This window comes from Streptomyces ambofaciens ATCC 23877 (genome assembly GCF_001267885.1).
Taxonomy (GTDB): domain Bacteria; phylum Actinomycetota; class Actinomycetes; order Streptomycetales; family Streptomycetaceae; genus Streptomyces; species Streptomyces ambofaciens.
Genome location: NZ_CP012382.1, coordinates 6,058,079 through 6,070,738 on the forward strand (window position 1 = coordinate 6,058,079; position 12,660 = coordinate 6,070,738).

At 71.6% G+C, this 12,660-nt stretch carries 6 protein-coding genes; 2 read left to right on the forward strand and 4 right to left on the reverse strand.

The annotated features are described in order from the left end of the window. The first annotated feature begins 297 nt into the window (after positions 1-297). Positions 298-1,146, forward strand: a complete 849-nt coding sequence (locus tag SAM23877_RS36820; protein WP_063796790.1) for a 23S rRNA (adenine(2058)-N(6))-methyltransferase Erm(Z) — start codon at positions 298-300, stop codon at positions 1,144-1,146. A 61-nt stretch (positions 1,147-1,207) separates the two neighbouring features. On the opposite strand, the gene SAM23877_RS26810 is transcribed toward SAM23877_RS36820, so the two are convergent. Genes SAM23877_RS26810 through SAM23877_RS26825 form a run of 4 tightly spaced genes read right to left on the reverse strand, consistent with a single transcriptional unit; the run spans position 1,208 to position 10,483 of the window. Beyond that, the gene (locus SAM23877_RS26810; RefSeq protein ID WP_244902999.1) at positions 1,208-2,059 is read right to left on the reverse strand and encodes an ABC transporter permease; all 852 of its coding nucleotides are present in this window, start codon (positions 2,057-2,059) and stop codon (positions 1,208-1,210) included. Positions 2,060-2,074: 15 nt separating this feature from the next. Further along, complete coding sequence (locus SAM23877_RS26815; protein ID WP_079030452.1) at positions 2,075-3,013, reverse strand: ABC transporter ATP-binding protein; 939 nt, start codon at positions 3,011-3,013, stop codon at positions 2,075-2,077. An 11-nt stretch (positions 3,014-3,024) separates the two neighbouring features. Next, positions 3,025-3,252, reverse strand: a complete 228-nt coding sequence (locus SAM23877_RS26820; protein WP_053138544.1) for an MbtH family protein — start codon at positions 3,250-3,252, stop codon at positions 3,025-3,027. A gap of 13 nt (positions 3,253-3,265) precedes the next feature. Continuing rightward, complete coding sequence (locus SAM23877_RS26825; protein ID WP_053138547.1) at positions 3,266-10,483, reverse strand: amino acid adenylation domain-containing protein; 7,218 nt, start codon at positions 10,481-10,483, stop codon at positions 3,266-3,268. Between the two features lie 344 nt (positions 10,484-10,827). Between SAM23877_RS26825 and SAM23877_RS26830 the strand changes: the two genes are divergently transcribed. After that, positions 10,828-12,606, forward strand: a complete 1,779-nt coding sequence (locus SAM23877_RS26830) for a fatty acyl-AMP ligase (RefSeq protein ID WP_053138549.1) — start codon at positions 10,828-10,830, stop codon at positions 12,604-12,606. Positions 12,607-12,660 lie beyond the last annotated feature (54 nt).

Sequence of the window (12,660 nt, forward strand, 5' to 3'; positions counted from 1 at the left end):
GCAGATGACACAGTCAGCGGCCATCGGCCCGCGCCGCCCGGGGGACCCTCCGGACCTGACGAAGTCGGCCGGGAATCGCCCCCGTCGGAGTCATGGCGCCGGCCGCCCCCGACGAGACTGTGGCGAGTCGCCAGGAGCCGGAAATATCGCCGGGAACTCCGGTTCGCGCGCTGGTCACCGGTCGGGCCCGAAAGGCCCGCGGCCGAACGTCGGGATCGGGCCGGACGGTGGCTGAATTGCATGGGGTATACCGGTGGTTGATGGACCGTTGGGTCAAGACTTGGTAATGTCGCCGAGGTGACATTGAAATCCCCACTGCCACCGCAATCCGTCTCCGCACCCGCTGATTCACGCAGCACCGCGCGGAGAGAATGGGGTCAGAACTTCTTTCGTACAGCCGCCGCGGCCTGTCGTTTCTCCGCTCAGCTGGACGGTTCGGACACCATTCCGCCCGATTCTCCGAATGACCTGATGACCGTCGAAATAGGCGCGGGATCAGGGCGGGTGACCAAAGTGCTCGCCTCACCCGGGACGCCTTTACTCGCGGTGGAAATAGATCCCCGCTGGGCTCGGCGGCTGGCCGCCGAATCGCTGCCGGACGTCACGGTGGTGAACGAGGATTTCCTGACCCTGCAACTGCCCGGGCAGCCGGTCAGACTCATCGGGAATCTTCCCTTCGTCACCGGCACCAGAATGCTGAGGCGCTGCCTCGACATGGGTCCGGCGCGCATGCGGCAGGGCGTGTTCCTGTTGCAGCGGGAGTACGTGGGAAAGCGGACCGGAGCCTGGGGCGGAAACCTCTTCAACGCCCAGTGGGAGCCGTGGTACTCGTTCGACCGGGGCCTGGCCTTCTCACGCCAGGACTTCACCCCCGTACCGCGCGCGGACACCCAGACCCTGATGGTCGCCCCGCACCGCAGGCCGTCCGTGCCCTGGCGTGAGAAGGCCGCCTACCAGCGGTTCGTCCAACGGGTCTTCGACACCGGCCAGATGACGGTGGGCGACGCCGCGCGGAAGGTGCTGCGCCGCGGACACGCCCAGTTCGTGCGCGGGGCGGGCGTGAGGCCGGCCGACCGGGTCAAGGACCTCACGGTCCCGGAGTGGACCGCACTCTTCCGCGCCTACGGGCGGACGGCCGACCGCTGAGACCGCGCCCGCCTCCCCCGGGCGAGCCCGGAGGGGCAGGCGACGGACCCGTTCGCCGGAATCATTCGTTCGGGGGCCTCTTGAAGGAACGCCCGGCGACGTACATCCCCACCGCCATGAGCGCGGTGCTGGTCAGCAGCGCGCCGGGCACGCTCCACCCCGGGTCCCAGTCCAGCGCCAGGCGGCGGGCGCTGTCGACCGCGTACGTCACGGGGTTGAGGTGCGCCACCGAGCGCAGCCACTCCGGGAGGGCGTCCAGCGGGACGAACGCACTGGAGGCGAACATGAGCGGGAACATCACCAGAACCGCGAGGCTGGACATCACCTCCACGCTGCGCAGCCACGCCGCGAGGGCGATGAACCCCCAGATCAGCGACCAGATGACGAACAGGGTGAGCAACAGGGCGGCGGACGTGCCCCACAAACCCCCGGCCGGACGGAAGCCCAGCAGGATCACACCGACGGCCACGAGGACGACCAACTCGGTGAACACACGGACCAGATCGGCCAGCGACCGGGCGACCAGCACCAGGAACAGCCGGGCCGGCAGGACGCGGAAGCGCGCCACCATCCCGTTGTCCATGTCCCTGACCAGGCCCACCCCCGCGCCCTGGGCCGAGCCGATGCCGGTGGTGACCAGCAGCGCGGGCACCACGTAGTCGATGTAGCGCACGCCCTGCGGGAAGTCGTCCGGGTCGGCCATGCTGCCGAAGATCTCGCTCAGCAGCAACAGCATGATCACCGGTTGCATCAGGCTGAACAGCGCCAGGCGGCGGTCGCCGTACATGGAACGGATCTGCCGCGCGGTCAGTACCCACAGCTGGGTGCCGAGGCCGGCACCACGCCACACGGGGCCGGCCGGGGTACCGGTGTCGACCGCCACCTCCTTCACGGCGCGCTCCTGGATGGCCAACGGAACTCCTGGGGATCAGGCCGCGTCGGCGGCGGGTGAGGGATGGGTGAGCGCCAGGTAGACGTCGTCCAGGGACGGCTCCTTGACGGTCAGCTCGACGGCCTGCGTTCCGACGGTGTCCAGCGCGCGGATGACGCCCGCGATACCGGCCGAGGTGTCCACGGGCGTGGTCAGCGCGTGCTCCCCGGCGTCGGACCGCGGACGGAACCCGCCGGCGGTGAGCGCGGCGGCGGCGGCCGTCAGGTCGGCGGCGGGCGGAAGGACCACCCGCACCGACCGGTGGCCCAGGTCGGCCTTGAGCCGGTCGGTGGTGTCCGAGGCCACCACCCGGCCCTTCGACAGGACGGTGATCCAGTCGGCCAGCCGGTCCGCCTCGTCCAGGTACTGGGTGGTCAGCAGGACGGTCGTGCCGCCCGCCACCAGCTTCTCCACCGTCTCCCACAGGGCGATCCGGGTCGCCGGGTCCAGCCCGGTCGTCGGCTCGTCGAGGAACAGCACGTCCGGCCGGCCGACCAGGCTGGCGGCGAGGTCGAGCCGTCGGCGCATCCCGCCCGAGTAGGTGCGGGAGGGCTGGTGGGCCGCCCCGGTCAGCTCGAACAGCTCCAGGAGCTCGGTGGCCCGGGCCGCCGCCTCACGCCGTCCCGCCCCGAGGAGGCGGCCGATCAGGACGAGGTTGCGGAATCCGCTCAGGTACTCGTCCACCGACGCGAACTGGCCGGTCACCCCGATGCGCGCGCGGATCTCGGCGCCCTGCGTCGCGACGTCGAAACCGGCGACGGTCACCGTGCCCGCGGACGCCGGGGAGACCGTGGCAAGGATGTTCACCAAGGTCGTCTTGCCGGCCCCGTTGTGACCCAGCAGCCCGAGCACCCGGCCCCGTTCGACCTCGATGTCCACGCCGTCGAGGGCGTGGACGTCGCCGAAGCTCTTGCGGACGCCGACCGCCCGGATCATGGCGTCCTGGCTCAAGGGGCGTCCTGCCCGGCCGTCGCCATCGCCTCGACGAGGCTCTTGGGGCGCATGTCGGTCCAGTTCTCGTTGATGTAGTCCAGGCACGACTGCCGGTCCGTCTCCGGCACCACGACGGACCAGCCCGCCGGGACCTCCGCGAACGACGGCCACAGCGAGTGCTGCCCCTCGTCGTTGACCAGCACGACGTAGGTGGCTTCCGTGTCCTCGAACGGGTTGCTCATGATGTTTCCTTCCTCATCGGGATGCGCGAGGTGCGCGGGGTGCGCCGGACGCGCGGGGTGTGTCGTCCGCGGGCAGATGCCCGACGAGCACGTCGGAGATGGCCGTGACCGCGGCCGGTTCGATCAAGAGGTCCTCGTGGAGGTGGTCGATCACGTGCTCGGTGATCTGCCCGGTGACGTACGGCCGCCAGGCGGCGACGTCGTGAACCTGGTCGTCCTCGGCGAACGAGGTCCCGGAGGCGAAGAAGAGGACGTCCCCGTCGAACGCCTCGGGCCGCAGGTTCCTCGTCAGGCGCGAGCTGTTGACGTACACGCGGACCGCCGCGCCGATGTCACCGCCCGGCAGATGCCCCAGGGGATGCCCCTTCGCCCGCAGATCCGCGAGCAGCGCCTCCTCCTGGCCGGGGCCGACCCGGTCCACGTCGAAGCCCAGTTCCTCACCGATCCGCGCCACCATCTCCGCCGCGTCCCAGTCGGCCCGCACCGAGGCGGGCGGATAGGCGTCGACGATCGCGAGCAGGTCGACGCGCTGCCCCGCCCGCTGGAGGCGGGTGGCGACCCGGTGCGCGAGCAGCCCGCCCATGGACCAGCCGAGCAGCCGGTACGGGCCCTCGGGCTGGACCTCGCGGATCTGCGCGCAGTAGTCGTCGATCATCGCGTCGAGGCTCTCGGCGGGCGCCTCCTGCCCGAGCAGCCCGCGCGCCTGCAGCGCGTAGACGGGCAGTGCGCTCGGCAACTGGGCGGCGAGACGGCCGTAGCACCAGCCGAGCCCGAGGGCCGGGTGCAGACAGAACACGGGGGCCCGCCCGTCGCCGCCCGCCCGCAGCGGAAGCATCGACGAGAAGGAACTCTTGCTGCCCTCCGCGTCCAGGTGCCGGAGCAGACCGGAGACCGTCGGAGCCTGGAAGAGGTCCCGGATGGACACCCGCAGACCGAGCGCCCCGCGGATGCCCGTGATCAGCTGGGTGGCCAGCAGGGAGTGTCCGCCGAGCGCGAAGAAGCTCTCCTCGGTGCCGACCCGTTCCACGCCCAGCGCCTGCGCGAACAGCTCGCACAGGATCTGTTCCTGGGGCGTCACGGCCGCACCGCTGCCGTCACCGCCGCGGCTCGGGGCGGGGAGCGCCGCGCGGTCCAGTTTGCCGTTCGGAGTGAGCGGGAGGGCCTCGACCAGGACGACGGTGGGGACCATGTACTCGGGCAGCGTCGCGGCGACCCGGTGGTGCAGCTCCGCCGCGGTCGGCCGGGGTTCCGCGGCCGGGACGACGTAGGCCACGAGTCTCTTGTCGCCGGGGACGTCCTCCCGGACCACCACCGCCGCCTGCGACACACCGGGTGCCCGGGCGACGACCGTCTCGACCTCGGCCGGCTCCACCCGGAAGCCGCGGATCTTTACCTGGTCGTCGGACCGGCCGACGAACTCCAGCCGGCCCTCACGGTTCCATCGGACCAGGTCGCCCGTGCGGTACATCCGGGTGCCGGGGGCACCGAACGGGTCCGCGACGAAACGCTCGGCGGTCGGGCCGGGCCGGCCCGCGTAGCCCCGGGCCAGCCCGGCCCCGGCGATGTACAGCTCCCCGGTGACCCCGGACGGCACCGGATGCAGTCCGGCGTCCAGGACGTAGACCCGGGTGTTGTCCAGCGGGCGGCCGAGCGGCAGACCGTCGGCCGCCCGGTACGGCGCCCGGACGGCGTGACCGGTGGCGCACAGGGTGATCTCCGTGGGGCCGTACAGATGACGCACCGCCGTACGGGGGTTGGCCTCCAGGACCCGCTCCACGGCGCCGGCGGAGACCACGTCACCGCCGGTGAGCACCTCGCGCACCAGCCCGAAGGTGTCCGTCAGGTCCTCCGCCATCGCCCGGAACAGACCGGCGGTCAGGTGCAGGTGGGTGATGCCCCGCTCCCGGACCAGACGGTCCAGGACCAGCGCGTCCAGGTCGCCGGCCTCGGCGACCACCACGAGGGCTCCGCGCAGCAGCGGCACCCAGATCTCGTACACGGAGATGTCGAACGCGTGCGGTGCGTGCATCAGCACCCGGTCGCCCGCACCGACGTCCCATCCGCGGTCCAGAGCCAGGTCCGCCACGTCCCGGTGGGTGACGGCCACCCCCTTGGGGGTTCCCGTCGACCCGGACGTGTACATCACGTAGGCCAGCCGGTCCGGCTCCACCGTGCGGGGCGGCGCCGCGACCGGGTCGGCGGCGGGCCGCTCGTCGCAGACCAGGAGCGCCACGCCGGCCGCCCGCTGCTCGTCCACCAGCTCGTGACCGGCCAGCGCGCCGTGGGTGACGAGCACGGGGGCACCGGCCTCGGCGAGGACCGTGCGCATCCGTTCCGTCGGGTAGCCGGTGTGCAGGGGCACGTACGTGCCGCCCGCCCGCACCACGGCGAGGAGGACCGCGACGAGGTCCGCGGAGCGTTCCATCAGCAGCGCGACCGGTGTCTCGGCCCGCACCCCCAGTTCCACCAGCCGCCGGGCCAGCCGGTCGGCCCGGGCGTCCAGCTCGGCGTACGTCCACCGCACCTCGCCGCACTCCACGGCCGGGGCGTCCGGAGTCCGCGCCGCCTGCGCGGCGAACAGGTCCGGCAGGGACAGCGCGGGCACCGGTGACGCGGTCGCGTTCCAGTCCTCGACGACCCGCTGCCGCTCGGCGGCCGACAGGAGCTCGAACTCGCCGACCCTGCGCTCCGGGGCGGCGACCGCGGCGGCCAGCAGCCGCACCAGCTTGTCCGCGAGGCCCGCGACGGTCTCCCGGTCGAAGAGGTCCAGGCTGTACTCGATCCGCCCGCTGATGCCGGCCGGTTCGCCGTCGGGGGAGCGGTGCTCGGCCAGCCCGAAGTTCAGGTCGAACTTCGCGGTGCCCGCGTCGACCGGCTGACCGTCGGTGGCCAGCCCCGGCAGGTCCAGTGCGACGGCGGTGGTGTTCCAGCTCAGCGCGGTCTGGAACAGCGGGTGACGGGCCAGCGCCCGTTCGGGGTTGAGGACCTCGACGAGCCGCTCGAAGGGTACGTCCTGGTGGGCGAATGCCTCCAGGTCGGTACGGCGCACCCGGTCCAGGAGCTCACGGAAGCGGGGGTTCCCCGAGACGTCGGTGCGGAGCACCAGGGTGTTGACGAAGAACCCCACGAGGTCCTCCACCGCGGAGTCGGTGCGCCCGGCGACCGGTGTACCCAGCGGGATGTCGGAGCCGGCGCCCATCCTGGACAGGAGCGTGGCGAGGGCCGCCTGGACCACCATGAAGACGGTCACGTTCCGTTCGGCGGCCAGGGCCCGCGCGGCGGCGTGCAGGTCGGCGGGGATGTCCAGCTCGACGGTGTCACCGCGGAACGTCGGCAGGGCGGGGCGGGAGCGGTCCGTGGGCAGCTCCAGCTCCTCCGGCAGGCCGGCCAGTGTGCGCCGCCAGTGGTCCAGTTGGCGGGAGACGGCCGAGTCGGGGTCGTCGGCGGAGCCCAGCACCTCGTGCTGCCAGAGCGCGTAGTCCGGGTACTGCAGGGGGAGCGGCTCCCACTCGGGCGCGCGGCCCCGGAGCCGGGCCTGGTAGGCGGTGGCCAGATCCCGGGCGAGCGGCCCCATCGACCAGCCGTCGCTCGCGATGTGGTGCACCAGCACGAGGAGGACGTGCTCCGTCGGCGAGAGCTCGAACGACCAGACGCGCAGCGGTATCTCGGCGGTGAGGTCGAACTCGTACCGGCTCGCCTCGGTGACCCGCTCCGCCAGCTCGGTGGCGGACACCCGGACCCTGAGGAGCTCAGGCCGGGTCCCCGCACCGTCCAGAACGACCTGGTGCGGTCCCTCCGCGTCCTCCAGGAAGACGGTCCTGAGGCTCTCATGCCGTGCCGTGACGTCTTGCAGGGCCCGTTCCAGCGCCTCGTGGTCGAGCTCGCCGCGCAGCCGGACCGCCGTCGAGATGTTGTAGAGGTACGTGGACTGTTCCAGCTTCTGCAGGAACCACAGGCGGCGTTGGGCGTGTGAGAGCGGGATGCGGTCGGGGCGGGGCCCGGCGGTGAGGGCGGTCCGGGCTCCGGGGGTGACGGCCAGCCCGCGGGCGAGTCCGCTGACGGTGGGGTGGTCGAACAGGTCCTTGACCGAGAGTTCGGCCTGGAGGGTGGTGCGGATGCGGGAGACGAGGCGGGTGGCGAGCAGCGAGTGTCCGCCGAGGTCGAAGAAGCTGTCGTCGATGCCGACGCGTTCCAGGCCGAGGATGTCGGCGAAGAGGTGGGCGAGGACTTCCTCGTGGGGGGTGCGGGGGGCGCGGGCCGATGTGTTCACACCGTCCCGGTCGGGGTCGGGCAGGGCCTTGCGGTCGAGCTTCCCGTTGGCGGTCAGCGGGATGGTGTCGAGGGTGACGAAGGCTGCGGGCACCATGTAGGCGGGCAGGGACTGGGCGAGGTGGGTGCGCAGGTCGTCCGCGGGGACGGTCTCGCCGGTGGTGTAGGCGATGAGGCGGTCTTCGCGCACGATGACCGCTGCCTGCGTGACGGCAGGGTGCTGGACCAGGGCGGTCTGGATCTCGCCGAGCTCGATGCGGAAACCACGGACCTTGACCTGGTCGTCGGCCCGGCCGAGGTATTCCAGTTCGCCGTCGGTGTGCCGGCGGGCCAGGTCACCACTGCGGTACATACGCGTGCCCGGCGCGCCGTAGGGGTCGGCGACGAAGCGTTCCGCGGTCAGTCCGGGACGGTTCAGGTAGCCGCGGGCCAGGCCTGGGCCCGCCACGTACATCTCCCCCGTCACGCCTGCGGGCACCGGGTGCAGGGCACTGTCCAGGACGTACAGGCGCAGGTCCGGGATGGGCTCACCGATCAGGGACGCACCTGCCTGTCCGGCCACCGTGGCGGCGTCCAGGGCCCGGTGGGTGACGTGGACGGTGGTCTCGGTGATGCCGTACATGTTCACCAGCCGCGGCCCGCCCCCCGCCTCCGGATGACGCGCATACCAGGTACTCAGGCGGCCCAGGTCCAGGGCCTCACCGCCGAAGACCACATACCGCAGCGCCAGACCCTCACCCAGGGCCGGGTTCTCCTGGTCGGCCTGCATCAGCTGGTAGAACGCCGACGGCGTCTGGTTCAGGACCGTCACGCCCTCCCCGGCCAGCAGCGCCAGGAAATCGGCGGGACTGCGCGAGACCGTGAACGGCACCACCACCAGGCGACCACCGTGCAGCAGCGGCCCCCACAGCTCCCACACCGAGAAGTCGAACGCGTAGGAATGGAACAGCGTCCACACATCATCGGCACCGAACCCGAACCAGTCACGGGTCCGGGTGAACAGCCGCACCACCTGCCCGTGCGAGACCACCACACCCTTGGGCCGGCCCGTCGAACCCGACGTATAGATCACATACGCCGGATGCTCCACCCGCACCACCACACCCGGCACCGCACCAGCCGACCGGGCCGCCAGATCAGCGACCGTGCCCGGGTCGTCCAGCACCACCGTGTCCAGGTCGCCGACCTGCTCGGGCAGGGCCTGGCGTGTCGTCACCAGCAGAGCCGGAGCCGCATCCTTGAGGACGTAGGCGATCCGCTCGGCGGGATACGACGGATCCACCGGCACATACCCGGCCCCCGCCTTCACCACCGCCAGCAACGCCACCACCAGATCGACCGACCGCTCCAACGCCACCGCGACCAGCCGCTCGGCACCCGCACCCCGCTCCACCAGCAACCGCGCCAGCCGGTTCGCCCGACCGTCCAACTCCCCATACGACAACGACTCGTCGTCGCACGAGACCGCCACCGCCTCCGGCGACAACACCACCTGCCGCGCAAACCACGACACCAACGTCACACCCGCATCCAACGGGACGACCGAAGCACCGGAGGCAGGCGCGGGAAGCAACGCCGCCCGCTCCTCCGCCGACAACACCCCCACCCGCCCCACCGGCACCGAAGGCTCACCCACCACAGCCCCCAACACCCGCACGAACCGCTGCATCAACTCCTCGGCGGCGCTCGTGTCGTAGACGTCGGGCCGGTGGTCGAGGCGGAAGCGCATCGTGGTGCCCGGCAGGGCCACCAGGGTCAAGGGGTAGTGGGAGCGGTCGCTGGTGCTCTGACCGACGACCTGGACTGCCTCCGAAGGGGCCGCCCCCGTCCGGGAGCCCGCCTCAGCCGACGGGTCCTGTGACGAGGACGCGGCGGACGCGGAGCGCCCCACGTCGTGCGGGTAGTTCTCGAAGACCACCATGGTGTCGAACAGTTCCGGGAGCCCCGCCGCCTGCTGGATCTCCGTGAGGCCGAGATGCTGGTGGGCCAGGAGGCCGAGCTGCGTCCGGTGGAGGCGCTGGAGCAGCTGCCCGACCGGCTCCGCGGGGCGCACGCGCACCCGCAGCGGGACCGTGTTGATGAACAGCCCGACCATGCTCTCGATGCCGGGAATCTCCGGCGGCCGGCCGGAGACGGTGACGCCGAAGACGACGTCGTCGCTGCCGAGGATCCTGGACAGCAGCAGGGACCACGCGCCCTGGACGAGGGTGCTGACGGTGAGGCCCAGCTCGCGCGCCCTGGCGGTGAGCCGTTCCGTCTGCTCCTGCGTCAGGGCGAGGGTGACCCGCTCCGCGACGGCGTCGTCGGACCGGGTCCGCCCGGCAGCCACCAGCGAGGGCTCGTCGAGGTCCGAGAGGGCGTCGGCCCAAGCGGTGCGCGCGGTGTCCCGGTCCTGCCGGGCCAGCCAGCCCAGGAAGGCGCGGTACGGGGTGACGGGCGGCAGGGCGCGGGCGTCACCGCCGTCGGCGTAGAGCGCGAAGAGCTCGTGCAGGGCGACGGACAGCGACCAGCCGTCCAGCAGGAGGTGATGGAACGTCAGCGAGAAGCGGTAGCGCCGGTCGGCGAGCCGCAGCAGGGTGAACCGGACCAGCGGGGGAGCGGACAGGTCGAAGCGCTTCTCACGGTCCGCGCGCAGGAGTGCCTCGGCCCGAGCGTGACGTGCGGCGTCGTCCGGGAGGGCGGTGAGGTCCTCCTCGTGCCACGGCGCCCGCACCGACCGGGGCACGATCTGCACGGGCGTGGTGAGGCCCTCGTGGCGGAAACCGACGCGCAGGCTCGTGTGCCGGGCCAGCAGGGCGTCGACGGCCGAGCGGAGTGCGGCGGTGTCGACGGGGCCGGCTATTTCGAGGATGTGCTGGGAGACGTAAACGTCCTGGGCTTCAGGATTGTAGAGGCCATGAAAAAGCAGGCCTTCCTGGAGCGGGGTCAGCGGAAGGATGTCCTCGAGACCGGCCTGCTTCACTCCCGCACCTCTCGTTGTTTATGTGCATTGCCCTGGACGACTGGGCACGAGTATTGAACATGAGCTCATCAGGCCTGTCACTGGATTAAGGGGAGGCTGAATATCTCCGTCGGTCACGGCGCGGGGAGGGCGGATGTCCGGCCTCCGTGGGACCGGCCTGACGGCCGGGAACGACTGAAAAGTCGACGTGGAGTGACCTGGTGGCTACGTTCGGTGGAGGTTGTGGCGCCGGTCCCGGCCCGAGCCTCTGTTGACTGGATTCCGATGCGATGGCTATGTTCCCGCTGCAGATGGAATGTTGTCGTGAGCCGCGCACCGTGTGCCGCGCTTTGGGGGAATGGTCAATGTCCATTGCAGTTGCGGAACTTCCCAGTGTCGTCGCGGCCTTTCGCGGAAATGCCGCGTCCCGGCCGGACGGGGCTGCGGTGACTTTCGTGCGCGATCTTTCTGCGGAAAAGGTCGACGAGACATTGACCTACGCGGAACTCGACGCGGCGGCCCGGAGCATCGCCGTGCGGCTGGCCGCGCACCTCGCGCCCGGCGACCGTGCCCTCCTGCTGTATCCGGAGGGCCTGCACTTCGCCGCCGCCTTCCTGGGCTGCCTGTACGCCGGGGTGGTCGCCGTGCCGGCTCCGCTGCCCGGGCAGTACCGTCACCAGCGTGAGCGCGTCACCTCCATCGCACGCAACGCGGGCGTCGGCGTCGTCCTGACGAACTCCGCCGTCCACGCGGACGTGCGCGAGTGGGCCGAGGCCCAGACGGACGCCGGCACCGGTCCCGTCCTGGTGACGGACGAGGCCGACCCGGCCGGCCCCGTCGATCCGGACGCCTGGGCCGAACCCGCCCTGGACCACGACACGCTGGCGCTGCTCCAGTACACCTCGGGCTCCACGGGCGACCCCAAGGGTGTGATGATCAGCCACGGCAACCTGCTGCACAACGTGGACAGTCTCCGCCGCACCTTCGGGCTGGACGGCTCGACGCGCTTCGGCTCCTGGATCCCGCACTACCACGACATGGGGCTGATGGGCATCCTCCTGCCCCCGCTCGTGCTGGGCGGGTCCTGCACGCTGATGGCCCCCACCACCTTCCTGAAGCGGCCGCACTGGTGGCTGCGCATGGTGGACGTCTACGACCTCGACTGGTCCGCCGGGCCGAACTTCGCCTACGAGCGGTGCGCCCGCACGGTCACCGACGAGCAGCTCGAGGGCGTCGACCTCTCCCGCTGGCGGTTCGCCCCCAACGGGTCCGAACCCGTGCAGGCGGCGACGTTGACGGCCTTCGCCGAGCGTTTCGCGTCGGCCGGCTTCCGCGCCGAGGCGCTCACCCCCTGCTACGGCATGGCGGAGGCCACCGTGTTCATCTCGGGCGAGGGCGCCCGGAAGCCGGTCGTCCGGCAGGTCGACGCCGAGGAGCTGACCCGGCACCGGTTCGTGCCGTCCGGGGCGCCGACGGGCGCCAAGCCCGTGGTGAGCTGCGGCACCGCGCACGACTACGAGGTGTGCGTCGTCGACCCGGGGACCCGCGAGGTGCTGCCGCAGGGCCACGTCGGTGAGCTCTGGCTGAAGGGCGAGAGCGTCGCGCAGGGCTACTGGGAACGGCCGGAGGCCACTCGGGAGACCTTCCGCGCGGAGACCGCCGACGGGCGGTCCGGGTACCTGCGCACGGGGGACCTGGGGCTGGTGCACGAGGGGGAGATCCATGTCACCGGACGGATCAAGGAGACGCTGATCGTCCGCGGCCGGAATCTCTACCCGCAGGACATCGAGCACGAACTGCGGGCGCAGCACGACGACTTGCAGGGCCTGTTCGGCGCCGTCTTCTCCGTGCCCGGCCCGACCGGCACCGGCGAGGACATCATCGTCATCCACGAGGTGCCGGGCCGGCTGAGCGAGGACGTCCTCGCCAAGCTCGCCGCGGACATCAGGCAGACGGTGGCCCGGGAGTTCGGCACCGGCGTGCGGACCGTGGTCCTGCTGCGGCGGGGCGGGGTACGCCGTACCACCAGCGGCAAGATCCAGCGGGCCGCGATGCGCGAGCTGTTCCTGGGCGGTGAGCTCCGGCCGCTGTTCGCCGACGGCGGCCCCCGCGACACCGCACGCACGCCGACGCGACAGAGGTGAACCCGCGCCCCCGCAACGCCACCGCGGAGCCGTACGGAACGACGTACGGCCGTG